23 protein-coding genes and 3 tRNA genes are annotated in these 26,057 nt (G+C 58.1%); 11 read left to right on the forward strand and 15 right to left on the reverse strand.

From position 1 onward, the window contains the following. Positions 1-9: 9 nt before the first annotated feature. The 3 genes from amiB to nnr are packed head-to-tail and all read right to left on the reverse strand — an operon-like array spanning position 10 to position 3,371. A complete protein-coding gene (amiB, locus tag ACK5JN_RS17540; protein ID WP_416871334.1) occupies positions 10-1,374 on the reverse strand; it encodes an N-acetylmuramoyl-L-alanine amidase AmiB in 1,365 nt (454 codons plus the stop codon). A gap of 16 nt (positions 1,375-1,390) precedes the next feature. Then, positions 1,391-1,852, reverse strand: a complete 462-nt coding sequence (tsaE, locus tag ACK5JN_RS17545; RefSeq protein WP_416871335.1) for a tRNA (adenosine(37)-N6)-threonylcarbamoyltransferase complex ATPase subunit type 1 TsaE — start codon at positions 1,850-1,852, stop codon at positions 1,391-1,393. Then, entirely contained in the window at positions 1,845-3,371 is a 1,527-nt protein-coding gene (nnr, locus tag ACK5JN_RS17550) for a bifunctional ADP-dependent NAD(P)H-hydrate dehydratase/NAD(P)H-hydrate epimerase (RefSeq protein ID WP_416871336.1), read from the reverse strand. The genes tsaE and nnr overlap by 8 nt, the downstream gene beginning before the upstream one ends. Between nnr and queG the strand changes: the two genes are divergently transcribed. After that, entirely contained in the window at positions 3,370-4,509 is a 1,140-nt protein-coding gene (gene queG, locus ACK5JN_RS17555; protein WP_416871337.1) for a tRNA epoxyqueuosine(34) reductase QueG, read from the forward strand. The genes nnr and queG overlap by 2 nt on opposite strands. Before the next feature lie 269 nt (positions 4,510-4,778). Here queG and ACK5JN_RS17560 read toward each other — a convergent pair. The 4 genes from ACK5JN_RS17560 to orn all read right to left on the reverse strand — a co-directional run bounded on the left by ACK5JN_RS17560 (position 4,779) and on the right by orn (position 5,803). Continuing rightward, positions 4,779-4,854, reverse strand: a tRNA-Gly gene (locus tag ACK5JN_RS17560). Positions 4,855-4,890: 36 nt separating this feature from the next. Then, positions 4,891-4,966 (reverse strand) — tRNA-Gly (locus tag ACK5JN_RS17565). Between the two features lie 35 nt (positions 4,967-5,001). Then, positions 5,002-5,077 (reverse strand) — tRNA-Gly (locus ACK5JN_RS17570). Between the two features lie 180 nt (positions 5,078-5,257). Continuing rightward, entirely contained in the window at positions 5,258-5,803 is a 546-nt protein-coding gene (orn, locus tag ACK5JN_RS17575; RefSeq protein ID WP_416871338.1) for an oligoribonuclease, read from the reverse strand. A 107-nt stretch (positions 5,804-5,910) separates the two neighbouring features. Here orn and rsgA point away from each other — a divergent pair, with 107 nt between their 5' ends. The 3 genes from rsgA to mscM all read left to right on the forward strand — a co-directional run bounded on the left by rsgA (position 5,911) and on the right by mscM (position 11,410). After that, entirely contained in the window at positions 5,911-6,966 is a 1,056-nt protein-coding gene (gene rsgA, locus ACK5JN_RS17580; RefSeq protein WP_416871339.1) for a small ribosomal subunit biogenesis GTPase RsgA, read from the forward strand. A gap of 119 nt (positions 6,967-7,085) precedes the next feature. Continuing rightward, the gene (asd, locus tag ACK5JN_RS17585) at positions 7,086-8,066 is read left to right on the forward strand and encodes an archaetidylserine decarboxylase (RefSeq protein ID WP_416871340.1); all 981 of its coding nucleotides are present in this window, start codon (positions 7,086-7,088) and stop codon (positions 8,064-8,066) included. 20 nt (positions 8,067-8,086) lie between these two features. Continuing rightward, positions 8,087-11,410 carry a miniconductance mechanosensitive channel MscM gene (gene mscM / locus ACK5JN_RS17590; protein WP_416871341.1) on the forward strand — a complete coding sequence of 1,108 codons (3,324 nt, stop codon included), beginning with the start codon at positions 8,087-8,089 and terminating at the stop codon, positions 11,408-11,410. 52 nt (positions 11,411-11,462) lie between these two features. Here the strand turns inward: mscM and ACK5JN_RS17595 are convergent, their stop codons facing one another. Then, entirely contained in the window at positions 11,463-12,458 is a 996-nt protein-coding gene (locus ACK5JN_RS17595) for a LacI family DNA-binding transcriptional regulator (protein WP_416871342.1), read from the reverse strand. Positions 12,459-12,707: 249 nt separating this feature from the next. Here ACK5JN_RS17595 and ACK5JN_RS17600 point away from each other — a divergent pair, with 249 nt between their 5' ends. After that, positions 12,708-13,946 (forward strand): oligosaccharide MFS transporter, encoded by a 1,239-nt coding sequence (locus ACK5JN_RS17600; protein WP_416871343.1) that lies wholly within the window; start codon positions 12,708-12,710, stop codon positions 13,944-13,946. Between the two features lie 21 nt (positions 13,947-13,967). Further along, a complete protein-coding gene (locus ACK5JN_RS17605; protein WP_416871344.1) occupies positions 13,968-16,061 on the forward strand; it encodes a glycoside hydrolase family 36 protein in 2,094 nt (697 codons plus the stop codon). Positions 16,062-16,137: 76 nt separating this feature from the next. Here the strand turns inward: ACK5JN_RS17605 and yjeM are convergent, their stop codons facing one another. Both yjeM and epmA read right to left on the reverse strand, forming a co-directional pair. Continuing rightward, entirely contained in the window at positions 16,138-17,640 is a 1,503-nt protein-coding gene (gene yjeM, locus ACK5JN_RS17610; protein ID WP_416871345.1) for a glutamate/gamma-aminobutyrate family transporter YjeM, read from the reverse strand. 226 nt (positions 17,641-17,866) lie between these two features. Then, positions 17,867-18,844, reverse strand: a complete 978-nt coding sequence (epmA, locus tag ACK5JN_RS17615) for an elongation factor P--(R)-beta-lysine ligase (protein WP_416871346.1) — start codon at positions 18,842-18,844, stop codon at positions 17,867-17,869. A gap of 311 nt (positions 18,845-19,155) precedes the next feature. Between epmA and frdA the strand changes: the two genes are divergently transcribed. Genes frdA through frdD form a run of 4 tightly spaced genes read left to right on the forward strand, consistent with a single transcriptional unit; the run spans position 19,156 to position 22,446 of the window. Further along, positions 19,156-20,946 carry a fumarate reductase (quinol) flavoprotein subunit gene (gene frdA, locus ACK5JN_RS17620; protein WP_416871347.1) on the forward strand — a complete coding sequence of 597 codons (1,791 nt, stop codon included), beginning with the start codon at positions 19,156-19,158 and terminating at the stop codon, positions 20,944-20,946. Then, positions 20,939-21,673, forward strand: coding sequence for a succinate dehydrogenase/fumarate reductase iron-sulfur subunit (locus tag ACK5JN_RS17625; RefSeq protein WP_416871348.1), 735 nt, complete (start codon positions 20,939-20,941; stop codon positions 21,671-21,673). Before frdA ends, ACK5JN_RS17625 begins: the two co-directional genes overlap by 8 nt. A gap of 10 nt (positions 21,674-21,683) precedes the next feature. Further along, a complete protein-coding gene (gene frdC / locus ACK5JN_RS17630; RefSeq protein WP_416871353.1) occupies positions 21,684-22,079 on the forward strand; it encodes a fumarate reductase subunit FrdC in 396 nt (131 codons plus the stop codon). 10 nt (positions 22,080-22,089) lie between these two features. Then, entirely contained in the window at positions 22,090-22,446 is a 357-nt protein-coding gene (gene frdD, locus ACK5JN_RS17635; protein WP_064546815.1) for a fumarate reductase subunit FrdD, read from the forward strand. A 96-nt stretch (positions 22,447-22,542) separates the two neighbouring features. Here the strand turns inward: frdD and sugE are convergent, their stop codons facing one another. The 3 genes from sugE to efp all read right to left on the reverse strand — a co-directional run bounded on the left by sugE (position 22,543) and on the right by efp (position 23,880). Continuing rightward, positions 22,543-22,860 (reverse strand): quaternary ammonium compound efflux SMR transporter SugE, encoded by a 318-nt coding sequence (gene sugE, locus ACK5JN_RS17640; RefSeq protein ID WP_416871349.1) that lies wholly within the window; start codon positions 22,858-22,860, stop codon positions 22,543-22,545. Between the two features lie 139 nt (positions 22,861-22,999). Further along, complete coding sequence (ecnB, locus tag ACK5JN_RS17645) at positions 23,000-23,146, reverse strand: lipoprotein toxin entericidin B (protein WP_395596572.1); 147 nt, start codon at positions 23,144-23,146, stop codon at positions 23,000-23,002. A gap of 167 nt (positions 23,147-23,313) precedes the next feature. Beyond that, a complete protein-coding gene (efp, locus tag ACK5JN_RS17650) occupies positions 23,314-23,880 on the reverse strand; it encodes an elongation factor P (protein WP_163447350.1) in 567 nt (188 codons plus the stop codon). Positions 23,881-23,920: 40 nt separating this feature from the next. Here efp and epmB point away from each other — a divergent pair, with 40 nt between their 5' ends. After that, a complete protein-coding gene (gene epmB / locus ACK5JN_RS17655) occupies positions 23,921-24,949 on the forward strand; it encodes an EF-P beta-lysylation protein EpmB (RefSeq protein ID WP_416871350.1) in 1,029 nt (342 codons plus the stop codon). Positions 24,950-24,998: 49 nt separating this feature from the next. Here the strand turns inward: epmB and ACK5JN_RS17660 are convergent, their stop codons facing one another. Together ACK5JN_RS17660 and ACK5JN_RS17665 are read right to left on the reverse strand one after the other, a co-directional pair. After that, on the reverse strand, positions 24,999-25,352 hold the full coding sequence (locus ACK5JN_RS17660; RefSeq protein WP_416871351.1) for a DUF4156 domain-containing protein: 354 nt from the start codon (positions 25,350-25,352) through the stop codon (positions 24,999-25,001). A 133-nt stretch (positions 25,353-25,485) separates the two neighbouring features. Further along, positions 25,486-26,057 (reverse strand): TCP-1/cpn60 chaperonin family protein (locus ACK5JN_RS17665; RefSeq protein WP_416871352.1); only part of this gene is annotated, 572 nt, incomplete at its 5' end.

A 26,057-nucleotide genomic window follows, 5' to 3' on the forward strand; every position in this document is an offset into this window, starting at 1 on the left:
GAAAACTCCTTAGTTAACGAGCGTCCTGTTGGATGAGACGGCGCTGGCGGTCTGCGACTGTTCATCGCGAGGGCCGGATTGTATCGGATGCGCCGTAAAATAGTTACGTAAACCGTTATAAATGGCTTCAGCAATTTTCTGCTGATAGTCATCGCTGCCCAGCAGCCGTTCTTCGCCGCTGTTGCTGATAAAGCCGGTCTCCACCAGGATCGACGGGATATCCGGCGAACGCAGCACGCCGAGGCTGGCGTGTTCCGGACGGCGTTTATGCAGGTTGCCGACCCGCTGCAGCTGGCTGATGACGTTAGTCGCCACATCATACCCTACGCGCTGGGAATGACCGAACTGCAGGTCGAGCACCGCCTGGCTCAGGTACGGATCGGCCTGGCTGTTGGCCAGCACGTCGCCCGCGCCGCCCAGCAGCTCGGACTGTTTCTCATGCTGTTCCAGCCAGCCCGCCATTTCGCTGTTGGCGCGGCGGTTAGACAGCACCCACACCGAGGCCCCGGTAGCGTCGCGGTTTGGCGCGGCGTCGGCGTGAATCGACACCAGGAAGTGGGCGTTTTGCTTACGCGCCACGTCGGAGCGGCCCATCACCGAAATAAAATAGTCGCCGTCGCGGGTCAGGACGCCGCGGAACATCGGATCGTCGTTGAGCAGCGTTCTCAGCTTGCGGGCAATGGCGATGGTGACATTCTTCTCACGCGTGCCGCCCGGGCCAATCGCCCCCGGATCCTGGCCGCCGTGGCCGGCGTCGATGGCGATAATCACTTTATCGCCGGAGAGGCTGCGCGCGCGGGCCGCCGGACGCGGCGCCGGAGCGGTGTTGCTGGCAATCGCCGGCTGGCGTTCGGTGGTGAAGCTGCCACCGCCGTTGCCGTTGCCGCTAAACGGGTTACGTGCGGGCTGGCTCGGCACCGGCGCAGGCGTCACGACCGGCGTTTCCACGCGCTTCGCCACGACTGGCGGCGGTGGAGGCGGCGGCGGGACGTCGGCGTTGATGGTAAACACCACGGTGTAATTCGCGCCGTTTTGCTGTTTCACCGCGCGGGTTTTACCGTTTTCGGTAAGGTCGACCACCAGCCGCAGGGACTGATCGTCCTTCGGCGCGCCGGAGCGGATCGCTTTCACCAGATTGTTGCCGCTAAAGCGCAGCGGCAAGCCCTGAATCACGCCCGTTTGCTTGATGTCGAGCACCACGCTGCGTTTGTCATCCTGGCTAAAATTGTATTCCGGGTCGCCCATAAAGCTGAAGGTGATCCGCGCCTGCGTTTCACCGTTCGCTACCTGAATATCGGACAAGCTTGCCGCCATTGTCGGTGCGCCAACCAGCATCAGCGCCGCCATCAACCACCCTTTTGCGCGAAAAATCATCCTGGGATCCCTTAAATTAACCGGCTAACCGCGCCAGCAGAGACTCACCTAATGAGGAGACCGCGGCAATGCGCGCCTCACGCCCTTGCGCCTGGTATTCTAAGTGTATTTCGATATCCGGCTCGGGCAGAACACCTGCGCCCTGTTGCGGCCATTCCACCAGGCAGATGGCATCGTTAGCGAAGTAATCGCGGATCCCCATAAATTCGAGCTCCTCGGGATCCGCAAGGCGGTAAAGATCAAAATGGTAAACCATCAGGTTATCGAGCTGGTACGGTTCGACCAGCGTATAGGTCGGGCTTTTGACGTTGCCGTTATGCCCCAGCGCCTGCAGAAAACCGCGGCTGAAGGTGGTTTTCCCCGCGCCTAAATCGCCGTACAGATAGATGACCGTTGCGCCGACGCAGGCCTGCGCCACTCGGTTGCCAAGGTCCAGGGTTGCCTGCTCGTCAGGTAAAGGAATCACTCGATTAATCATGGTCTACGTCAATCACATCCGGGTTAACAACACGCCGTAGCGTGGAAAAGAGATCGGTCGCCAGCATTCCGCGGGTGCCATAGCGCGCGGCCAGCCTGTCTGCCGCCGCGCCGTGGGCAATACACCCTGCGCACGCTGCATCATACGGCGATAAGGCCTGCCCCAGCAATGCGCCAATGATGCCCGAGAGCACATCGCCCATGCCGCCGCTGGCCATGCCGGCATTTCCGGCATCAATAATACTGAGTGGGCCGCGTTCATCGGCCACCACCGTCCCCGCGCCTTTCAGCACCACGACGCCACCGTAACGTTGTACCAGACGCTGCGCAGAAAGTAAGCGATCGTTCTCAATTTCTGCCACCCGGCAGTTGAGTAAACGCGCGGCCTCGCCGGGGTGCGGCGTGATCACGCGATTGTGACGTTTATCCGGATTGAATGCCAGCAGGTTCAAAGCGTCGGCGTCCCACAGCATCGGTTTACGGACGTTCTCCACTTTTCGCAGCGCCTGCTTGCCCCACTCCGTCTGGCCTAAACCGGGGCCAATCACCACCACATCGGCCCACTCGAGGCTTTCATCAAGCAGCTGCGGCGTCAGCTCGTGCACCATCAGCTCGGGGCGGGCGGTGATAATCGGCGCGACGTTTTCCGCTCGCGTGAGTACGCGCACCAATCCCGCCCCCGCCCGCAGCGCCGCTTCACCGGTCATACGAATGGCCCCGGCGGTACCGTGATCGCCGCCAATCACCACCAGCCGGCCATGATCGCCTTTATGCGATGTCGGGCGACGCGGCGTCAGCCACTGCGCCAGCTGGGAAGCATCCAGCCGCTGAATATTCGTCGGGTGCTCCGCCAGCCACGACTCTAATTCCAGCGCATGATGATGCAGCGTACCGACCACGTCGCGGGCTTTTCCGGTCAGCAGCCCCGGCTTCAGGGCAATAAACGTGATGGTATGGGCAGCGTCAATCACCGCTCCGGGCGTGGTGCCGGTCTGGGCGTTCAGCCCGGAGGGAATATCCAGCGCGATAATCGGCGCCGGAAAACGGTTCGCCTGCGCAATCAGGCTTGCGATGGGGTCACGTGGCGCATTTTGCAGCCCAGTACCCAGTAGGCCATCAATAATCAGATCGGTATTCTTTGGCCACAGGATATCCGTCGCATGGATAACACCGCCCGCTTCCAGCCAGGCCTCGCGCGCGGCGTGGGCCTCGTCCGGCAGCGGTTTTTCGCTATCCTGCGCCAGCAGCGTGACGCGAATTCCCGCCGCCTGCGCCAGACGCGCCACCACGTAGCCGTCGCCGCCGTTATTGCCGTGGCCACAAAGGATCAGCCAGTGACGCGACGCGGGGTACTCGGCGCGAGCCACCTCAAACGCCGCCTGACCGGCGCGCTGCATTAATTCGTAAAGGGAGATGCCGAGATCCGCTGCCGCCGCTTTTTCGGCGCGACGCAGCGCATCCGCAGGCCAAATGGAGTGTGGTATACTGTGGGGGTTTCTTGTCAATGTATGGTCCGTCATGTCACAGCCCCTCGATCTCAATCAATTAGCGCAACAAATCAAACAGTGGGGCACTAAACTGGGGTTTCAGCAGGTCGGCATCACCGATACCGATCTCAGCGCCTCCGAGCCCAAATTGCAGGCATGGCTGGATAAACAATACCACGGCGAGATGGAATGGATGGCGCGTCACGGTATGATGCGCGCGCGTCCGCACGAACTGCAGCCCGGAACGCTCCGGGTGATTAGCGTTCGTATGAACTACCTTCCCGCCAATGCGGCGTTTGCCCGCACGCTGAAAAACCCCGAACTCGGTTACGTCAGCCGTTATGCCCTGGGGCGTGATTATCATAAGCTGTTGCGTAACCGCCTTAAAAAGCTCGGCGAAATGATTCAGGAACGGTGCGTCTCGCTGAATTTTAGACCGTTTGTCGACTCTGCGCCTATTCTGGAGCGCCCATTAGCGGAAAAAGCCGGTATCGGCTGGACAGGTAAGCACTCACTTATTCTCAACCGCGACGCCGGATCGTTCTTTTTCCTCGGCGAGCTGCTGGTTGATATCCCTCTGCCAATCGACCAGCCGGTGGCCGAAGAGTGCGGGCGCTGCGTGGCCTGCATGACCATCTGCCCCACCGGCGCCATCGTCGAGCCTTATACCGTCGACGCCCGCCGCTGCATCTCCTACCTGACCATTGAACTGGAAGGCGCGATCCCGGAAGAATTTCGCCCGCTTATTGGCAACCGTATTTACGGCTGCGATGACTGCCAGCTGATCTGCCCGTGGAACCGCTTCTCTCAGTTGACCGACGAAGCCGACTTCAGCCCGCGCAAAGCGCTGCATGCGCCCGAACTTATCGAACTGTTCGCCTGGAGCGAGGCGCATTTCCTGAAAGTCACCGAAGGGTCTGCCATTCGCCGGATCGGCCACCTGCGCTGGCTACGCAATATTGCCGTCGCGCTCGGCAACGCGCCGTGGAGCGAAGCCGCGCTTAACGCGCTGGAGAGTCGCCGAGGTGAGCACCCACTTCTCGATGAGCACATAACATGGGCGATTGCGCAGCAAATTGCGCGTCGTAATGAGGGAGCGATAGAGGTCCAGCTAGCGAAGAAACAGCGTCTGGTAAGGGTGGTGGAAAAAGGTCTGCCGCGCGACGCCTGATCTATTCACAGCCTGTGAGTAAAAATAAAAAGGCATTGCGTTTCAACGCGCCAAAGTTCGTCAAGCGATCTCGCTAACATTTTGAAACGATATATCTCTATATATATCAATGAGATAAATAAATTTGTAAAAATCTTAATAAAATTAGCGTGCGAAGAAGCTGATGACAGCCTGTGGATAAGTCTGTTTACAAGAGTATTTCGGAAACGAAAAAAACAACCTCAACGGCTGATTACGTTGTGGAAGTGATTTTATTGTGGAAGAAAATTTGGAGCGGGAAACGAGACTCGAACTCGCGACCCCGACCTTGGCAAGGTCGTGCTCTACCAACTGAGCTATTCCCGCTTGGGTGCTTGGTACTGTTGTACTGCTTTCAAATTTTGGAGCGGGAAACGAGACTCGAACTCGCGACCCCGACCTTGGCAAGGTCGTGCTCTACCAACTGCGCTATTCCCGCTTGGGTGCTTGGTACTGCTACTGCTTTCAAATTTTTGGAGCGGGAAACGAGACTCGAACTCGCGACCCCGACCTTGGCAAGGTCGTGCTCTACCAACTGAGCTATTCCCGCAAAATCTGGCAATTTTTGTTGCTGTCGTAATTCGCATTTCTGCTTCGTTACGGGAGGCGCATTATACGAGAATTCTTTCCCCCTGCAACCCCCCCTGAAGCGATTTTTTAAAAAATTCGTTCAACTGCTGGATAAATCGGCAGGTTGATTATTTTAACGCCGATTCATCCCATTTACACCTTAAAGTTGAATAAAATGCTCGCGATAGTAAGCCAGCTCCGCCACCGACTCGCGAATATCATCCATCGCCTGGTGAGTGCCCTGCTTTTTAAAGCCCGGCAGAATTTCCGGCTTCCAGCGGCGCGCCAGCTCCTTCAGCGTGCTGACGTCCAGATAACGATAGTGGAAATAGGCTTCCAGCTCCGGCATGTATTTAAACAGGAAGCGACGGTCCTGCCCGATGCTGTTGCCGCAGATGGGCGATTTACCTTCCGGCACCCACTGCTTCAGGAACTCCAGCGTCGCCAGTTCGGCTTCACGGTCGCCCATGGTGCTCGCCTTTACGCGATCCACCAGGCCGCTACCGGTATGGGTACGCACGTTCCAGTCATCCATCAGCGCCAGTTGAGCGTCAGACTGATGGACGGCGATAGTTGGCCCTTCCGCCAGGATATTGAGATGCGCATCGGTCACCAGCGTAGCAATTTCAATAATGCGATCGCGCTCGGGATCCAGGCCAGTCATCTCCAGATCGATCCAAATCAGGTTGTTTTCATCTGCACTCATGTTATTTTCCACCCTTCTTATCTAACCTGCCGCTGCGGGTTAACTAGTATTAATTAGCGTGTATCATAGAGGTTTTGCCCCACAGGGGCGACCAGGAGTCAGCACGATTGAGTAAAAATAAACTCTCCAAAGGTCAACAGCGCCGCGTTAAGGCCAACCACCAGCGCCGCCTGACAACTGCCGCGGAGAAGCCCGATTACGACGATAATCTGTTTGGCGAAGCCGCCGAAGGCATCGTCATCAGCCGCTTTGGGATGCACGCCGACGTGGAGTCCGCCGATGGCGAAACCCACCGCTGCAACATCCGCCGCACTATCCGTTCGCTGGTCACCGGTGACCGCGTCGTCTGGCGTCCGGGCAAAGCCGCTGCTGAAGGCGTCAACGTAAAAGGGATCGTCGAAGCGGTTCACGAGCGTACGTCGGTACTCACCCGCCCGGACTTTTACGACGGCGTGAAGCCGATCGCCGCCAATATCAATCAGATCGTCATCGTCTCCGCCATTTTGCCGGAGCTGTCGCTGAATATTATCGACCGTTATCTGGTGGCCTGCGAAACGCTCAACGTCGAGCCGCTGCTGGTGCTGAATAAAATCGATCTGCTGGACGATGAAGGCATGGCGTTCGTCAACGAGCAGATGGATATCTACCGTAAGATTGGCTATACCGTTCTGATGGCCTCCAGCCATACTCAGGATGGCTTAAAGCCGCTGGAAGAAGCGCTGACCAACCGTATCAGCATCTTTGCCGGGCAGTCTGGCGTCGGGAAATCGAGCCTGCTGAACGCCCTTCTGGGGCTGAACGACGACCGCATCCTGACCAACGACGTCTCCGATGTCTCCGGTCTGGGTCAGCACACCACCACGGCGGCGCGCCTGTACCACTTCCCGCACGGCGGCGACGTGATTGACTCCCCCGGGGTGCGTGAATTTGGCCTGTGGCACCTCGAGCCGGAACAAATCACCAACGGATTTGTCGAATTCCATGACTATCTCGGCCACTGCAAATACCGCGACTGTAAGCACGACACCGACCCGGGCTGCGCTATCCGCGAAGCCGTAGAAGAAGGGAAGATCGCCGAGACGCGTTTTGCCAATTATCACCGCATTCTGGAAACCATGGCGCAGGTAAAAACGCGTAAAAACTTTTTAGACATCGATAATTGAGAACTATGATTTTGCCGACTGACATTTTCGTCAACTCTCGCTAGAATCGGCCGCTTTTCTTGAAAGATCCAACGCCTGGCGTTGGATCAGGATCGACACATAATGGCCTGGAGGCTACCTTGTTAAACTCGTTTAAACTTTCACTGCAATACATTCTGCCTAAACTGTGGCTTACGCGTCTCGCAGGCTGGGGTGCGAGCAAACGAGCGGGATGGCTGACCAAACTGGTTATCGATCTGTTCGTGAAGTTCTACAAGGTCGATATGAAAGAGGCGCAAAAGCCGGATACTGCCAGCTACCGCACCTTTAACGATTTCTTCGTTCGCCCGCTGCGTGAAGACGTCCGCACGGTCAACACCGACCCAAGCGTGCTGGTCATGCCGGCCGACGGCGCAATCAGCCAGCTGGGCGCCATTGAAGACGACAAAATTTTGCAGGCGAAAGGCCATAACTATTCGCTGGAAGCGCTGCTGGCCGGCAACTACATCATGGCCGACCTGTTCCGCAACGGCACCTTCGCCACCACCTATCTGTCGCCGCGCGACTATCACCGCGTTCACATGCCGTGCAACGGTATCCTGCGTGAGATGATCTACGTGCCGGGCGATCTGTTCTCCGTCAACCACCTGACGGCGCAGAACGTACCTAACCTGTTTGCCCGTAACGAACGCGTTATCTGTCTGTTCGACACCGAATTCGGCCCGATGGCGCAGATCCTGGTCGGCGCCACCATCGTTGGCAGCATCGAAACCGTGTGGTCCGGCACCGTCACCCCGCCGCGCGAAGGCATCATCAAACGCTGGACCTACCCGGCGGGCGATCAGGAAGGCTCCGTCGCGCTGCTGAAGGGCCAGGAAATGGGCCGCTTTAAGCTGGGCTCAACGGTCATTAACCTGTTTGCGCCGGGCAAAGTGACGCTGGTTGAGCATCTGCAAAACCTCTCCGTCACCCGTCTGGGCGAGCCGCTGGCCGTGTCTACCGAAGCGGTAGCAGAACCGGTGGTCGAACCCGTAGTCGAAGCGGTGGTTGAACCGGTCGCCGAAACGGTCGTCGAGCAGGACGTCGCCCCGCAGGCTGACGATACGCCAGAAAAAAGCTAATTACAGAATAAGGGTCTGACGTGCGCCTGATTATCACTTTACTGATGGCCTGGTGCCTCAGCCAGGGGGCGTTCGCAGCAACGGCCCCCAATGCCCGGCAAATTGCCCAGGAATTAGAACAGGCGAAGGCGGCGAAGCCCGCCCAGCCTGAAACCGTCGAGGCGCTGCAAAGCGCCCTCACCGCGCTAGAAGAGCAAAAAGGCTCCATCGAGCGCGCAGCGCAGTACCAGCAGGTCATCGACAACTTCCCCAAACTCTCCCAGACGCTGCGTAACCAGCTCAACAACCTGCGCGATGAACCCCAGCAGGTGCCGGACGGCATGACGACCGACGCGCTGAACCAGGAGATTTTGCAGGTCAGCAGCCAGTTGCTCGAAAAGAGCCGTCAGGCCCAGCAGGAGCAGGAACGCGCCCGCGATATCGCCGACTCCCTCAACCAGCTACCGCAGCAGCAGACCGATGCTCGTCGCCAGCTCAACGAGATTGAACGCCGTATTGGCACCCAGACCGGCAACACGCCGCTGGCTCAGGCGCAAACGCTCAGCCTGCAGGCCGACTCCAGCAAGCTGAAAGCGCTGGTCGATGAGCTGGAGCTGGCACAGCTTTCCGCCAACAACCGTCAGGAGCTGGCGCGCATGCGCTCCGAGCTGGCGCAGAAGCAGAGCGAGCAGCTCGACGCCTATCTGCAAGCCTTGCGTAATCAGCTCAACAGCCAGCGCCAGCGCGAAGCGGAACGGGCGCTGGAGAGCACCGAACTGCTGGCGGAAAACAGCGAAAACCTGCCGGCCGGCATCGTCGCGCAGTTCAGAATCAACCGCGAACTTTCCCAGGCGCTGAACCAACAGGCGCAGCGGATGGACCTGGTGGCCTCTCAGCAGCGTCAGGCCACCAATCAGACGCTGCAAGTACGCCAGGCGTTAAATACCCTGCGCGAGCAGTCTCAGTGGCTGGGATCGTCGAATCTGCTGGGCGAAGCCCTGCGCGCCCAGGTGGCGCGTCTGCCGGAGATGCCGAAGCCGCAGCAGCTCGATACCGAGATGGCGCAGCTGCGTGTTCATCGCCTGCGCTACGAAGACCTGCTCAACAAGCAGCCGCAGCTGCGCCAGATTCGCCAGACTGACGGCCAGCCGCTGACCAACGAAGAAAACCGCATTCTGGAAGCCCAGCTGCGCACCCAGCGCGAGCTGCTGAACTCGCTGCTACAGGGCGGCGACACGCTGATCCTCGAGCTGACCAAGCTGAAGGTCTCCAACAGCCAGCTGGAAGACGCGCTCAAAGAGGTGAACGAAGCCACCCACCGCTATCTGTTCTGGACCTCCGACGTGCGGCCTATCGACTTCAGCTGGCCGATTGAAATCGTGCAGGACCTGCGCCGTCTTATCTCGCTCGACACCTTCAGCCAGTTGGGCAAAGCCAGCGTGATGATGCTGACCAGCCGCCAGACGCTGATCCCGCTGTTTGCCGCGCTGCTGCTGGTCGGCTTCAGCATCAGCTCGCGAAAACACTTCACGCGCTTCCTCGAGCGCTCCAGCGCCCGCGTGGGAAAAGTCACCCAGGACCACTTCTGGCTGACCATGCGCACGGTGTTCTGGTCGATTCTGGTGGCGTCGCCGCTCCCGGTGCTGTGGGCAACGCTCGGCTATGGTCTACAGGAGGCGTGGCCCTACCCGCTTGCCGTGGCGATAGGCGACGGCGTGACCGCCACCGTGCCGCTGCTGTGGGTCGTCATGATTTGCGCCACCTTTGCCCGCACCAACGGCCTGTTCATCGTCCATTTTGGCTGGCCGCAAAACCGCGTGGCGCGCGCCATGCGCTATTACCTGATGAGCATCGGGTTTATCGTGCCGCTGATCATGGCGCTGATGATGTTCGATAATCTCGACGACCGTGAGTTCTCCGCCTCACTCGGCAGGCTGTGCTTTATCCTGATCTGCGGCGCACTGGCGGTGGTCACCCTCAGCCTGAAGCGCGCCGGGATCCCGCTCTATCTCGACAAAGAGGGCAGCGGCGAGAACCGTATTAACCTGCTGCTGTGGAACCTGATGACCGGCGCGCCGCTGGTCGCCATTTTCGCCGCCGCCGTTGGCTATCTTGCTACCGCCCAGGCCCTGCTGGCGCGCCTGGAAACGTCGGTCGCCATCTGGTTCCTGCTGCTGGTGATTTACCACGTGATCCGCCGCTGGATGCTGATTCAGCGCCGCCGTCTGGCCTTTGACCGCGCGAAGCACAAGCGCGCCGAAATGCTGGCGCACCGCGCCCGCGGCGAAGAAGAAACGCACGCCACCAGCCTCGAAGGTTCCGCCGAGCAGGAGGTGAGCGAAGTGAACCTCGATACCATCAGCGAGCAGTCGCTGCGCCTGGTGCGCTCCATTCTGATGCTGATTGCGCTGGTATCGGTCATTATCCTATGGTCGGAAATCCACTCGGCGTTTGGCTTCCTCGAGAACATTTCGCTGTGGGACGTCACCTCCACGGTGCAGGGCGTTGAAAGCATCGAACCGATTACTCTCGGTGCCGTGCTGATCGCCATTCTGGTGCTGATTATCACTACCCAACTGGTGCGCAATCTGCCCGCGCTGCTGGAGCTGGCGATTCTGCAGCACCTGTCGCTGACGCCGGGCACCGGCTACGCCATTACCACCATCACCAAATATCTGCTGCTGCTGATCGGCGGACTGGTGGGATTCTCGATGATTGGTATTGAGTGGTCGAAGCTGCAGTGGCTGGTCGCCGCGCTGGGTGTCGGTCTCGGCTTCGGTTTGCAGGAGATTTTCGCCAACTTTATCTCTGGCCTGATCATTCTGTTTGAGAAACCGATTCGTATTGGCGATACGGTCACCATTCGCGACCTGACCGGCAGCGTGACCAAAATCAACACCCGCGCCACCACCATCAGCGACTGGGACCGCAAAGAGATTATCGTGCCGAACAAGGCCTTTATCACCGAGCAGTTCATCAACTGGTCGCTGTCGGATTCGGTGACCCGCGTGGTGCTGAGCGTGCCTGCGCCGTCGGACGCCAACAGCGAAGAGGTGACGCAGATCCTGCTGACCGCCGCGCATCGCTGCTCGCTGGTGATTGATACCCCGGCGCCGGAAGCATTCCTCGTGGATCTCCAGCAGGGGATTCAGATTTTCGAGCTGCGTATCTACGCCGCCGAGATGGGGCACCGTATGCCGCTGCGCCACGAGCTGCATCAGCTGATTCTGGCGGGCTTCCGCGAGCACGGTATTGATATGCCGTTCCCACCGTTCCAGATGCGTCTGGAGAGTTTGAACGGCAAGAAAACGGCGACGACGCTGAGCTCAACGGGCCGCGGTAGTCGTATGCCGGGGAGCCTGTAAAAGCGGGGCGCGATGGCCCCTCTCTTCAAAGAAGCGAGGGGCCATCCGGCGCTCATTTTTTATTGTGCGCTTTGCCGGTACTGCCTCTCACCACCAGCGCCACCGGCAGCATCTCATCCGCCGCCGTCACCTCTTCCAGCAGCAGCCCAACCGCGCGATAGCCTAGCTGATGCTTATCCACCGCAATCGTGGTCAGCGCCGGACGGCTCCAGGCGGCGGGTTCAATATCATCAAAGCCAACAATCGCAATATCCTGCGGCACGCGGAAGCCGCGCTGTTCGCAGATATTCATCGCCGCAATCGCCGTAACGTCGTTATAAGCAAAGATGGCATCAGGCGGCTCCGCCAGCGACAGCAGCTCATTCATCGCCGTCACCAGCGACTGGCTGGTATCGACCAGCGGCGAAGCAATCACCTCATACTCCGGCGGCATCATCATCTGCGACTCGTACAGCGCCTGACGGTAGCCCTTCTCGCGCTGGCGAATACTGTAGTGGGTTGCCGTGCTGGCAAGGAAGGCAATGCGCTTGCGGCCGGTATCAATCAGGTGGCGCGTCGCCAGATAGCCGCCGCGCTGGTTATCGACGTTAACGCACGGCAGGTCGGGCGCCCATAGGTCAACCAACACCATCGGCAGTTGGGTTTTCTGCACCGCCATAATCAGCGTGCTTTCAAAGTACCCTGCGCAGATCAGCGCATCCGGGTGATGCAGCGCAATCTGCTCCTCAATGTTGTCGCCGGGGCCAATCGACAAAAAGCTCATGGCGATCCCTTTTTCGCGGCAGTGATCCTCCACGCCCAGCAGCAGCAGCGAGTAAAACGGCAGCGCGCGGGCGATATCATGCTGGCGATGCAGTAAAAACAGCACCCGCTTCACCTTGTCGCCGCGCAGACGGGAAAAGTCATAGCCCATCTCCTGCGCAACCGCCATCACCCGCCGGCGGGTCTCCTCCTTAAGTCCCGGCTGCCCTTTCAGCGCCCGGGACACCGCCGCGACGGAAAGCCCGCACGCCTCGGCAATACTTCTGATCCTGACCGGCTTCGTCATGACGCTCCCGAAAAAAGAAACATGGTTTTGTTCACTATAGTTTTATGCGCATTTCACCGCAACGACAGATCGCGCCTTCCCGCACCAGCGCGCCATGACGTATGGATGATGCCGCTATCTGCATGAAATATATTGCTCAGTTCGCGGATAAACATGATCGCATTCACGCTTCGCTCACCGTTTTCTTCCCCTGAAGACAGGTTAATTTTTAAAGTAACAATATCTTGTTTACTAAAAATGAGGTTTTATATGTTACTGGCAAGGGGTGTTAAGCAAGAGAACTACCTGCTCTCCAGCATATGGTTTCTCTTTTTCTTCATCTGCTGGGGTGCCTGCTTCCCCTGGCTGTCGCTGTGGCTCACGGAAAAAATCGGCATCGACTCAACGGAAGTCGGCATGGTGTATACCTGCATCGCCATCGTGGCCGTGGTCTTCCAACCGGTGTTCGGCATACTGGCCGACAAGCTGAATTTCCGTAAGCACCTGATGTGGATGCTGGCCGGTCTGATGATCGCCTTCGCGCCGTGGTGGATCTTTGTCTTCGCGCCGCTGCTGAAAATCAACATCATCGCCGGGGCGCTGGCGGGCGGCGCGTTTATCGGCCTGGCGTTCGGCTGCGGCTGCGGTATCTGCGAGGCATGGATTGATAAAGTCTCGCGCCTGGAAGGCTTTGAATTTGGCCGCGCCAGAATGTGGGGCGGCATCGGTGCGGCGGTCGGGACGTTTATCTCCGGCAAGCTGTTCGCCATCAATCCTGACTACATCTTTATCATGGCCAGCTGCGCCGGCCTGGTGCTGGCGGCGCTGCTGTGCTTCTTCCGTCCGGGCCAGGACGGCGGCGCGGATGCGCTGAACCCGCAGCGGCTGAAGATCGATCGCGGCGACGTACTCGCCCTGCTGAAAACCCGCCGCTTCTGGTTCCTGGTGCTCTACATGGTGGGCGTCGGCGCGGTGTATGAAACCTATGACCAGCAGTTCGCCGTTTACTACAGCAGCTTCTTTGCCACCCGTGAACGCGGCGCGGAGGTGTTTGGCTACCTGTACACGGTGCAAATCTTCCTTGATGCGCTAACCATGTTCTTCGCCCCGGCGATCGTTAACCGCATCGGGCCGAAAAACGCCCTGCTCTACTGCGGCTTTATCATGGCGTTCCGCATCATCGGCAGCGCAATGGCGACCGGCCCGATCCTGATTTCTACCATGAAGCTGCTGCACGGCTTTGAAAGCTCGATCCTGATTATCGCCACGCTGAAATATATCTCCGCCAACTTCGACTGGCGGCTCTCCGCCACCGTCTACCTGATTGGCTTCCAGTTCGCCAAACAGTTCAGCCAGATTTTTATGAGCACCGCCATCGGCAATATGTACGACGTGATGGGCTTTAAAGAGTCGTACACCATCCTTGGCGCGATTGCGCTGTGCTTCACCGTTATTTCCGTCTTTACGCTTTCAGGCAATCGGGTGCTGCAACCCGCGCCTGCGGCCTAACGCTGTCTTTCAGGAGTCGCTATGTCAGCCTTATTTACCGTGATTGAAAACGGCATCACCATGGTCTTTGATTTACAGGACAGGGCGCGTCTGCTGCACTTTTCCGCCCTACCGTTTAACGCCGACACCCTCGGCCACAACGCCGATGAACTGTCGCGTTTTAACCTGGTGGAAGTGAATATCTCCGGCCTCGATAAGCCGCTGGAGCGCCACGGCGCTGGCTTCACCGCTACCGCGCCGGGCTACACGCTGGGCTACCGCCAGCACGAGGACACCCGCAACGCCGACGGTCGCAAGCTGGTGTTTACGCTTTTCGACGTGAATACCGCCGCCGAGGTGGAGGTGCACTACCAGTTTTACTCTCGCCTCTCGCTGCTGCGCAGCTGGAGCGTTATCCGCAACCGCGGCGATGTGCCGTTTACCGTCGAGTACCTCTCCAGCTTCGTGATTAACGGTATCGAGAAAGAGAGCGCAAAGAACTGGGGAGACAACTTTAGTCTGCACATCCCCCACAACAGCTGGACTCGCGAGCTTCAGTGGCGCCAGTACACCTTTGATGAACTGGGCTTTATGCCCTGCATCCAGAAAGGCCTACAGCGCTCATCAAAGCCGCTGCACTACACCAACACCGGGGCCTGGTCGAGCAAAGAGTATCTGCCGATGGGCTATCTGGAAGATAAGCACACCGGCACGGGGCTGTTCTGGCAGATTGAACACAACGGTTCCTGGCATTGGGAAATTGGCGATCAGGCCAACCACCTGTATCTGCAAATCGGCGGACCCAACGAGTTTTATCATCACTGGTTTAAAAACCTGCAGCCGGGCGATGAATTTTGCTCGGTGCCGGTGGCGGTTGGCGTCACGCAATCGGGCTTTACCGACGCTATCGCCACCCTTACGCAGTATCGCCGTCGCACGCGTCGCGTCAACGACGACAACCAGCGGCTGGGCGTTATCTTCAACGACTACATGAACTGCCTGTTTGGCGACCCCACCACCGCGAAGCTGCTGCCGCTGATCGATGCCGCCGCTGAGGCGGGCGCGGAGTACTTCTGTATCGACTGTGGCTGGTATGACAAAGGCGAATGGTGGAACGGCGTCGGCCAGTGGCTGCCGAGCGCCGAGCGCTTCCCGGAAGGCATTCAGTACGTGATTGGCTACATCCGTGAGAAGGGGTTGATTCCCGGGCTGTGGCTGGAGCTGGAAGTGATGGGCGTGAAGTCGCCGAAGCTGGCGGAAACCGACGACAGCTGGTTCTTTATGCGCCACGGTAAGCGGGTCTTTGACCGCAGCCGCTACCAGCTGGACTTTACCAGCCCGGCGGTGCTGCGCCATGCCGACGAGGTTATCGACCGTCTGGTCACCGAGTACGGTGTGGGCTACATCAAGATGGACTACAACATTGAGCCGGGCATCGGTACTGAGCAGGACGCCGACAGCGCCGGTGATGGCCTGCTCAAACATAACCGCGCCTATCTGGCGTGGCTCGACGCGGTCTTTACCCGCTATCCGCAGCTGATTATCGAAAACTGCGGCAGCGGCGGTCTGCGTATGGACTACGCGATGCTGAGCCGCTGCTCGATTCAATCCACCAGCGATCAGGAAGATTACCTCAAATACGCCACCATCGCCGCCAATGCGCCAACGGCGGTGACGCCGGAACAGGCGGCAATCTGGTCCTATCCGCTGCGCGACGACGACGAACAGGCGGTGATTTTCAATCAGGTGTCGGCGATGCTGCTGCGCATTCACCAGAGCGGCCATCTGGCCGAGCTGTCCGAACCGGGGTTCCGTCAGGTACAGGAGGCCATTCGCTACTACAAAACCCTGCGCGCACAGCTGAAAACGGCGCTGCCGTTCTGGCCGCTGGGGCTGTCGAGCTTTACCGACGAGTGGGTGGCGCTGGGGATGCAGGCCGAGGATGGAAAAGTATGGCTGGCGGTGTGGCGGCGCGAAGGCGATCAGGCGAGCTGTGAACTCCCACTAACTGGGCTGAAAGGTAAGATAGTTCAGGGATATCCATCCACCGTGCAACACGCAACGGCCTGGGACAATGACGTATTAACGGTCACGATGCCGCCACGTTCGGCGGCGATTTTTGAGATTAGGCGTTAACAAACTGCCGGGTGGCGCTGCGCTTACCCGGCCTACCATTGCATCGTAGGCCCGATAAGCGTAGCGCCATCGGGCACTATTCCGTCGCCAGACTCGGCTGAACGTTGACACGGCGGTGATAGTTTTCATAAATCGCCATCGCCAGCAGCGAGAAGAAGATTGGCCCGCCGATCATCCACAGCGCGCTGCTCCAGTCTCCTGCTTCGATCACCGGCTGAATCACGGTAAAGATGTTGGCGAACGTCACCACCAGCACCACCACGCTCGTGGCCAGCACGGTCGACGTTTTGCTTTTGAAAATCACGAATGGACGTTCGAGATCCGCCTGCGCTTTAAAGAACGGGAAGGCCAGCGCCAGGAACAGGTACGGCAGGGTCATCGACACGTTCGCCATCAGCGTCAGTTTGTTGTAGAACGCCGATGCGGTATCACCGCCAAACGACACCAGCAGAATAAACAGACTCACCAGCACGCACTGCATCCACATCGCCGTCGACGGCATGCCGTTTTCGTTCAGCCGCGTCATGGAAGCCGGCCACAGCGCTTTCGGCGTGCCCTGAATAATCGCCTTCAGCGGCGAGTAGCTCAGGGTAAAGAATGCGCCGGTATAGGCGAGGAACATCGATAGCCCGGTGATACGCGCAAACCACACGCCCACGGTGGCCGCCGCTTCCGGCGACAGGTGCAGCGCGTTGCCCAGCGTGGCGCCGAGGCTGGTCATCAGCACGTAGGTAATATTGCCAAGGTTAACCGAACGGTCGCTGAGAATTTGCTGCCAGTTGGTGCTCACGCCCCACAGGAAAATCGCCAGCGAATAGCCGATGGAAATAACAATTGCAGCGAATACAATCCCTTTGGCGAAGTTCTTTTCCGGCTTATCGGTTTTATCCACCAGGCCGCCCACCGCTTCAATACCGCCGTAGGCAAAGATGGCGAAGACCACAAACGATAATACCGCCAGGCCAGATTGATAACCTGGGTTTGGTGAAGCGGTGAAATTAATCGGCTGGGCAAAGTGACCGCCGTTTAATAACAGAATCGCAATACTGACTAACAATAAAACCAGATTCAGGCACATTACGGCGATACCGCCAACGGCGGTAATGCGGGCGATTTTATTAATGCCTTTCGCCGCCACGGCGGTAACCAGCACCATCCATATCACCGCCAGCAATCCCACTACCTGGGTAGATTGCAGCCCCGCGAAGCCCCAGTGCTGGGTCATATCGGAACCGAACAGGAAAGTGGAGAACGGTACCCACACCTTCGCCGAGGTGCTGACCATCCAGATAACGTATGAAGAGAACCACATAAAGGTGCCAATAAATGCATAGCGCGGGCCCACGCTATTATTCATCCAGGAATAGATACCGCCCTCTTCTTTACGGTAGGCCGATCCCATTTCAGCCATCATTAAGGCAAATGGAATAAAGAATAATAATGCCGAAAATATATACCAGGTAATGGCGCTATATCCCATCAGGTAAAAGGCGGACGGGCTATTGGCAAAACCAAAAACGGACGTAAATATCATCAGGATGAGACCAATCAGGCTCATCTTTTTTATTGATGGGGTCATATGACCTTCCCTCACTGTGGATCGTTTTTTTTACACGTCGACAGGGCAGCGGCGCTGCGGGCTTGTCAGCAACAAGGCAGCGGAAAATCAACGCGAGGATATGCTGGCCGGATGATAGCAAACATCCAGAGCATTCTTGTGGCTATAAAAGGGATTTCGGGAAGATATGACTAGAAAATGGCGCGTGATGCGCCATTTTATGTTGCATAATGGTAAATTATCAGACTTATGCCCGATCGACGCTAAACGCCAGCACCTCGGCCAGCGTTTCGACGCCCAGCGCCAGCATAATCAGGCGGTCAACGCCCAGCGCCACGCCGGAACAGTCCGGCAGGCCTGCGGCCAGCGCATCCAGCAGATTCTGGTCAATCGGCTGCTGTGGCAAACCGCGCGCCGCGCGCTTGCGGTTATCCTGCTCGAAGCGCTGCTGCTGCTCGCGGGCGTCGGTCAGCTCATGGAAGCCATTCGCCAGCTCCATGCCTTTAAAGTACACCTCGAAGCGCTCCGCCACGCGGTGATCTTCCGCGCTGATCTGCGCCAGCGACGCCTGGCTTGCCGGGAAGTGATAAACGAACGTCGGGCGCTCTTTACCAATGTGCGGCTCTACGCCGAAGGCAAACAGCAGCTGCAATAACGTATCGCGGTCTTCTTCGGTATCGGCCACGTTGCTCAGGTCGAGCTTCGCCGCCACTTCGCGCAGCAGCGTTTTATCCGCCGACAGCGGGTCAATTTCCAGGTGGCGCTGGAACGCCTGCTGATAAGAAAGACTTTCCGCCGGCTGACACTCCAGCACCTGTTGCAGCAGATCGTCCACTTCGTTAATCAGGCGATACATATCAAAGTGCGGGCGATACCACTCCAGCATGGTGAATTCAGGGTTGTGATGACGCCCCATCTCTTCATTGCGGAAGCTACGGCACAGCTGAAACACCGGGCCGCATCCTGCTGCCAGCAGGCGCTTCATGTGGTACTCCGGGCTGGTCATCAGATAAAGGTTCATTCCCTGGGAATGCCCCGGACCGACGAAACGTGTTTCAAACGGGACCAGATGTACGTCAGTCACCGTCGCCTGGCTCATGCAGGGCGTCTCCACCTCCAGTACGCCGCGGTCGGCAAAGAAGCGACGGATTTCCGCCATCAACGCCGCGCGTTTTAACAGGTTAGGGATGGATGCGCTCGGCTGCCAGGTTGCCGTCTCGCTCATGGTTATTTCTCCGATTACAGACAAGGGCACGAAGTCTACCCGCAAGCGTCACATGACACAAATTTTGCGCAGTGATTTCTCGATATAAGGGAAGGAACATTTCCTCAAGTAATTCCATAACGTAATTCATCAGCTACAGTGATAAATAAAGCGCACATAACGACAAAAAAATCGAACACATCAAATTTCCCCACCAACCCGACGGGTATACTGCTTTACCCATAAAGGAGCAGTGGAAACGTTTTTGCGCAGGCCACGTGATATCCCCCCACGTAGCGTGTTGTGAAATAACAAAAATCTGGAGGAATGTCGTGCAAACCTTTCAAGCCGATCTTGCCATTATAGGCGCAGGCGGAGCGGGACTACGCGCTGCTATCGCAGCCGCTCAGGCCAACCCGAAAGCCAAAATTGCTTTGATCTCAAAAGTTTATCCTATGCGCAGCCACACCGTGGCCGCTGAAGGCGGTTCCGCTGCCGTCGCACAGGACCATGATAGCTTCGAGTACCATTTTCACGACACCGTCGCCGGCGGCGACTGGCTTTGCGAACAGGATGTCGTAGATTACTTCGTCCACCACTGCCCAACCGAAATGACCCAGCTGGAACAGTGGGGCTGCCCGTGGAGCCGCCGTCCTGACGGCAGCGTTAACGTCCGCCGCTTCGGCGGGATGAAGATCGAACGCACCTGGTTTGCCGCCGATAAGACCGGCTTCCACATGCTGCACACCCTGTTCCAGACCTCCTTACAGTTCCCGCAAATCCAACGTTTTGACGAACACTTCGTCCTCGACATTCTGGTCGACGACGGTCAGGCCCGTGGCCTGGTGGCGATGAACATGATGGAAGGCACGCTGGTGCAGATTCGCGCCAACGCGGTGGTGATGGCGACCGGCGGCGCAGGCCGCGTCTATCGCTATAACACCAACGGCGGCATCGTTACCGGCGACGGGATGGGCATGGCGCTGAGCCACGGCGTCCCGCTGCGCGACATGGAATTCGTGCAGTATCACCCGACCGGCCTGCCGGGTTCCGGCATCCTGATGACCGAAGGCTGCCGCGGCGAAGGCGGTATTCTGGTCAACAAAAACGGCTATCGCTACCTGCAGGATTACGGCATGGGCCCGGAAACCCCGCTCGGCGAGCCGAAAAACAAATACATGGAGCTGGGCCCGCGAGACAAAGTCTCCCAGGCCTTCTGGCACGAATGGCGCAAAGGCAACACCGTGCCGACGCCGCGCGGCGACGTGGTCTATCTTGACCTGCGCCACCTCGGCGAGAAAAAGCTGCTGGAACGCCTGCCGTTTATCTGCGAGCTGGCGAAAGCCTACGTGGGCGTCGACCCGGTGAAAGAGCCGATTCCGGTACGCCCGACCGCGCACTACACCATGGGCGGCATCGAAACCGACCAGCAGTGCGAAACCCGCATTAAAGGGCTGTTTGCCGTTGGCGAATGTTCCTCCGTGGGCCTGCACGGCGCAAACCGCCTCGGCTCCAACTCGCTGGCGGAACTGGTGGTGTTTGGCCGCATGGCCGGCGAACAGGCGATGGCCCGCGCGGCCACGGCCGGTGAAGCCAACGGCAGCGCGCTGGACGCCCAGGTCAGCGATATCGAAAACCGTCTGAAAACGCTGGTGAACCAGGAAGGCAACGAAAACTGGTCGAAAATCCGCGACGAAATGGGGCTGTCGATGGAAGAAGGCTGCGGTATCTACCGTACGCCGGAGCTGATGCAGAAAACCATCGATAAGCTGGCCGAGCTGCAGGAGCGCTTCAAGCGCGTGCGCATCACCGATACCTCCAGCGTCTTCAACACCGACCTGCTCTACACCATAGAGCTGGGCCACGGGCTGAACGTCGCCGAATGTATGGCACACTCGGCGATGGCGCGTAAAGAGTCCCGCGGCGCGCATCAGCGTCTGGACGAAGGCTGCACCGAACGTGACGACGTCAATTTCCTCAAGCATACCCTCGCCTTCCGCGACGCCGACGGCACTACCCGCCTCGACTACAGCGATGTGAAGATAACGACCCTGCCACCGGCAAAACGCGTGTACGGCGCGGAAGCCGAAGCGGCCGAGAAGAAGGAGACGGCGAATGGCTGAGATGCAGAATTTAAAAGTTGAGATCGTGCGCTACAACCCGGAAGTGGACAGCGCACCGCACAGCGTCTTCTATGAGGTGCCTTACGATGAGCAAACCTCGCTGCTTGACGCGCTGGGCTACATCAAAGATAACCTCGCGCCGGACCTGAGCTATCGCTGGTCATGCCGTATGGCGATCTGCGGCTCCTGCGGCATGATGGTTAACAAGGTGCCGAAGCTGGCCTGTAAAACCTTCCTGCGTGAATACACCAAGGGAATCAAGGTCGAGGCGCTGGCAAACTTCCCTATCGAGCGCGATCTGGTGGTCGATATGACCCACTTTATCGAGAGCCTGGAAGCCATCAAGCCCTACATTATCGGCAACCCGCGCACGCCGGATCAGGGGCCAAATACCCAGACCCCGGCGCAGATGGCGAAATACCATCAGTTCTCCGGCTGCATCAACTGCGGCCTGTGCTATGCCGCCTGCCCGCAGTTTGGCCTGAATCCTGAGTTCATCGGCCCGGCGGCGATTACCCTGGCGCATCGCTATAACGAAGACAGCCGCGACCACGGTAAGAAAGAGCGTATGGCGCAGCTGAACGGCCAGAATGGCGTCTGGACCTGTACTTTTGTCGGCTATTGCTCCGAAGTGTGCCCGAAACACGTCGACCCGGCCGCCGCTATTCAGCAGGGTAAAGTAGAAAGCTCGAAAGACTTTCTTATCGCTACCCTGAAACCACGCTAAGGAGTGCATGATGACGACTAAACGCAAACCCTATGTACGGCCAATGCCGTCCACCTGGTGGAAAACGCTGCCGTTTTATCGCTTCTATATGCTGCGTGAAGGCACCGCAGTGCCGACGGTGTGGTTCAGCATCGTGCTGATCTACGGGCTGTTTGCGCTGAAGCACGGCGCGGAGAGCTGGGCCGGGTACGTCGGTTTTCTGCAAAACCCCATCGTGGTGGTGCTGAACCTGATTACCCTCGCCGCCGCGCTGCTGCACACCAAAACCTGGTTTGAGCTGGCGCCGAAGGCCGCCAACATCATCGTCAAAAGTGAGAAAATGGGGCCAGAGCCAATTATTAAAGGGCTTTGGGTGGTGACCGCGGTGGTCAGCGTGGTGATTCTGTTTATCGCCCTGTTCTGGTAAGGAGACTGGCATGATTAACCCTAATCCAAAACGTTCCGATGAGCCGGTATTCTGGGGCCTGTTTGGCGCGGGCGGCATGTGGAGCGCAATCATCGCGCCGGTGATGGTGCTGCTGGTCGGCATCCTGCTGCCGCTGATGGCCTCCGGCGACGCGTTCAGCTACGAGCGCGTACTGGGCTTCGCCCAGAGCCTGATTGGCCGCGCGTTTATCTTCCTGATGATCGTCCTGCCGCTGTGGTGCGGTTTACACCGTATTCACCACGCGATGCACGACCTGAAAATCCATGTGCCAAACGGCAAGTGGGTGTTCTACGGTCTGGCAGCGATTCTGACGGTGGTGACGCTGGTCGGCGTGCTGTTTATCTAACGCGGTGCCGCTACCCGGCGGCGCTTCGCTTGGCCGAGCTACAATCTGATGCTGCATCGTAGCCCGGCCAAGGCGTTTACGCCGACGCCGGGGTCATTAATGCGCGCTCATTTTTAAACCAATAATCCCCACCACAATCAGCGCCAGGCTGGCGATACGCAGCGGACTGGCGGATTCACCCAGCAGCAGAATACCGGTAATCGCCGCGCCCACCGCGCCAATCCCCGTCCATACCGCATAGGCCGTGCCCACCGGCAGGCTTTTCATCGCCCACGACAGCAGCGCCATGCTGGCGACCATCGCCACGATGGTGATGACGCTCGGCATCAGACGGCTAAACCCATGGGTGTATTTCAGGCCAACGGCCCAGACCACTTCAAGAAGACCGGCAATAAAAAGAACTAACCAGGACATGCTTGGCTCCATAACGATGGGGCCGTCCCCGGATGAGAGATACGCTTACGGGTCGTCCCGTAAGGTTTCAGGTATGAGCAGACTATTATAGAGAAGGGCAAATGACGGTACAACGGCCCGCTGTACCGTCAGGGCAAAATTACTGCTGCGCTTTAGTGGCGGCACCAGAAATAGCATTACCCCCATCCGAAATATCCTGACCGACTCCTCGAGTCGTATTACACGCGGTTAAAGCAGAGGAGAGAACCAGAACTGTAAAAAATGCTGCGATCGCTTTTTTCACCATAATAATCATCCTTTGTGTCAGTTTTAGTTATCTTGCTCAATAAGCATAGACAACTTCATACAGGATGCTGGATCTCAGCGATTTTTTTCAGAACAAGACGAAGCGGGGAACAGCAGGAGAGCGGCTGGCGCAGCATGATTGCTGCGCCGAACGGATCAAAGCATGAATTACTTCACGCGGGATACGTATTCGCCGGAGCGGGTATCGACTTTGATCACTTCGCCAATCTGGACGAACAGCGGAACTTTAACCACTGCGCCAGTGGACAGGGTAGCCGGCTTGCCGCCAGTACCTGCGGTGTCGCCTTTCAGACCTGGATCGGTTTCTACGATTTCCAGTTCTACGAAGTTCGGCGGGGTCACTGCGATCGGCTGGCCGTTCCACAGGGTCACGATGCACTCAGCCTGGTCCAGCAGCCATTTCGCGTTGTCACCGATCGCTTTCGCGTCAGCGGACAGCTGTTCGAAGGTTTCGTTGTTCATGAAGTGCCAGAACTCACCGTCGTTGTACAGGTAAGTCAGGTTCATATCGATAACGTCTGCGCCTTCTGCAGAGTCGGTAGATTTGAAGGTTTTCTCTACGCGGGTGCCGGTCAGCAGACGACGCAGCTTAACGCGCGCGAACGCCTGACCTTTACCTGGTTTAACGAATTCGCTGGCTTCAACCGCGTACGGTTCGCCGTCCATCATGATTTTAAGACCAGCACGGAAATCGTTGCTATAGTAAGTCGCCATAAGGCCCTCTGAAATTGTTAAATGGTAGCTTAGCCACAAAATGGCGCATATTGTAACCCTAAATACCCCATCCAGAGAAGGTTGGTTGATACAACTTGCCGATGTTCTCACCGATCCGGATGAACTATTCCGTCTTTTGAATATAGACGCCGATGAAAATTTGCTCGCTGGCCGCGAGGCTAAGCGTCTTTTCGCCCTGCGCGTTCCGCGCGCATTCGTCGCGCGTATGGAAAAAGGCAACCCGAACGATCCGCTTTTGCGCCAGGTACTGACGTCGCAAGAAGAGTTTATCGCCGCGCCGGGGTTCTCAACCGATCCGCTGGAAGAGCAGCACAGCGTGGTACCCGGTTTACTGCACAAATACCATAACCGCGCCCTGCTGCTGGTGAAGGGCGGCTGCGCGGTAAACTGCCGCTATTGTTTCCGTCGCCATTTCCCGTATGCCGATAATCAGGGCAACAAGCGCAACTGGCAGGCGGCGCTGGACTACGTGGGTGCGCATCCGGAGCTTGACGAAATTATCTTCTCCGGCGGCGATCCGCTGATGGCGAAGGACCACGAGCTGGACTGGCTGCTCACGCAGCTGGAGGCCATTCCGCACATTAAGCGTCTGCGCATCCACAGCCGCTTGCCGATCGTCATTCCGGCGCGCATCACCGATACGCTGGTCGCGCGTTTCGCACGTTCACCATTACAGATTCTGCTGGTGAACCACATCAACCACGCCAATGAGATCGACGCCGAGTTTCGCGAAGCCATGTCGCGCTTGCGCCAGATCGGCGTGACGCTGCTCAACCAGAGCGTGCTGCTGCGCGGGGTGAACGATAACGCCCGGACGCTGGCCAACCTCAGCAACGCGCTGTTTGACGCCGGCGTGATGCCCTATTACCTCCACGTGCTGGATAAAGTGCAGGGCGCGGCGCACTTCCTCGTCAGCGATGACGAAGCGCGTGAAATTATGCGGGAGCTGTTAACGCTGGTTTCCGGCTATATGGTGCCGAAGCTGGCGCGCGAGATTGGCGGTGAGCCAAGCAAGACGCCGCTGGATTTGCAGCTGCGCCAGCGATAAGAAGAGGAGCCAACCCTCTCTTAATGACTAAGAGAGGGTTTAGAACGCATCAGTTCGGGCACTTATAAACCTGGCCGTTCATTTCGCTGTCGGTAGGAACGAAGCTGGAGAGCATGCCTTGCGTCGGGCTGCTGACACCGTAAATCACGTTGCCGCCCATTTCCGCCGCGTGGTTACGCAGCGCGTTTGCCGCCCCGCGCATTGAGCCGCCTTCTGCGCCCTGCTGGCCGGAAAGCCAGTTGCTCTGCGCGCCCTTAGCAGTGCCCAGCAGCTGGCATTCTGCGCCCGGCTTATCTTCGACAAAGCGCACGCTCTGACCGGCTGAGGTCAGCTCGGTGGTAGAGCTACAGCCCGCTAACAGCAATGCCGCGCCGACAATCCCTGCTAAAAATTTTACCTGCATGTTAATCCCCACAATCAATGAGCTGGACGCATGTCGTCCGCGTGTAAACCTTATACTAAAAAGATGACTAAAAGAAAAACCCCCGCGCATTTCTGCGCGGGGGTTTCTTGTTGCTATGGGGTATAGCGCACGATTACATCATGCCGCCCATACCGCCCATGCCACCCATGCCGCCAGCAGCACCTAAGTCAGGCGCGTCGCCTTTCGGCAGGTCGGTCACCATGCACTCGGTGGTGATCATCAGGCCAGCCACGGAAGCCGCGTACTGCAGAGCAGAACGGGTTACTTTGGTTGGGTCCAGGATACCGAAGTCGATCATGTTGCCGTCTTCTTCAGTTGCCGCGTTGTAACCGTAGTTACCTTCGCCCGCTTTCACGTTGTTGGTCACCACAGACGGCTCTTCACCGGCGTTGGAGACGATCTGACGCAGCGGTGCTTCCATTGCGCGCAGCGCAACTTTGATACCGACGTTCTGATCTTCGTTCTGAGCGGTCAGGCCAGCCAGCTTAGCGGCTACACGCACCAGCGCAACGCCACCACCAGCAACCACGCCTTCTTCTACCGCAGCACGGGTCGCGTGCAGGGCATCGTCAACGCGGGCTTTCTTCTCTTTCATTTCAACTTCGGTCGCCGCACCGACTTTGATTACCGCAACGCCGCCAGCCAGTTTCGCTACGCGCTCCTGCAGTTTTTCACGGTCGTAAT

Origin of the sequence: Kluyvera sp., from assembly GCF_047971185.1 — a bacterium.
Classification (GTDB): domain Bacteria; phylum Pseudomonadota; class Gammaproteobacteria; order Enterobacterales; family Enterobacteriaceae; genus Kluyvera.

Bases quoted from the DNA above. Each gene is read 5' to 3' on its own strand.
- ecnB (WP_395596572.1), bottom strand. From the start codon at position 23,146: ATGGTGAAAAAAGCGATCGCAGCATTTTTTACAGTTCTGGTTCTCTCC.
- nnr (WP_416871336.1), bottom strand. From the start codon at position 3,371: ATGACGGACCATACATTGACAAGAAACCCCCACAGTATACCACACTCC.
- orn (WP_416871338.1), bottom strand. From the start codon at position 5,803: ATGAGTGCAGATGAAAACAACCTGATTTGGATCGATCTGGAGATGACT.
- tsaE (WP_416871335.1), bottom strand. From the start codon at position 1,852: ATGATTAATCGAGTGATTCCTTTACCTGACGAGCAGGCAACCCTGGAC.
- frdD (WP_064546815.1), top strand. From the start codon at position 22,090: ATGATTAACCCTAATCCAAAACGTTCCGATGAGCCGGTATTCTGGGGC.
- ACK5JN_RS17625 (WP_416871348.1), top strand. From the start codon at position 20,939: ATGGCTGAGATGCAGAATTTAAAAGTTGAGATCGTGCGCTACAACCCG.
- amiB (WP_416871334.1), bottom strand. From the start codon at position 1,374: ATGATTTTTCGCGCAAAAGGGTGGTTGATGGCGGCGCTGATGCTGGTT.
- ACK5JN_RS17600 (WP_416871343.1), top strand. From the start codon at position 12,708: ATGTTACTGGCAAGGGGTGTTAAGCAAGAGAACTACCTGCTCTCCAGC.
- ACK5JN_RS17605 (WP_416871344.1), top strand. From the start codon at position 13,968: ATGTCAGCCTTATTTACCGTGATTGAAAACGGCATCACCATGGTCTTT.
- ACK5JN_RS17660 (WP_416871351.1), bottom strand. From the start codon at position 25,352: ATGCAGGTAAAATTTTTAGCAGGGATTGTCGGCGCGGCATTGCTGTTA.
- efp (WP_163447350.1), bottom strand. From the start codon at position 23,880: ATGGCGACTTACTATAGCAACGATTTCCGTGCTGGTCTTAAAATCATG.
- yjeM (WP_416871345.1), bottom strand. From the start codon at position 17,640: ATGACCCCATCAATAAAAAAGATGAGCCTGATTGGTCTCATCCTGATG.
- epmB (WP_416871350.1), top strand. From the start codon at position 23,921: ATGGCGCATATTGTAACCCTAAATACCCCATCCAGAGAAGGTTGGTTG.
- sugE (WP_416871349.1), bottom strand. From the start codon at position 22,860: ATGTCCTGGTTAGTTCTTTTTATTGCCGGTCTTCTTGAAGTGGTCTGG.
- queG (WP_416871337.1), top strand. From the start codon at position 3,370: ATGTCACAGCCCCTCGATCTCAATCAATTAGCGCAACAAATCAAACAG.
- ACK5JN_RS17595 (WP_416871342.1), bottom strand. From the start codon at position 12,458: ATGACGAAGCCGGTCAGGATCAGAAGTATTGCCGAGGCGTGCGGGCTT.
- frdC (WP_416871353.1), top strand. From the start codon at position 21,684: ATGACGACTAAACGCAAACCCTATGTACGGCCAATGCCGTCCACCTGG.
- epmA (WP_416871346.1), bottom strand. From the start codon at position 18,844: ATGAGCGAGACGGCAACCTGGCAGCCGAGCGCATCCATCCCTAACCTG.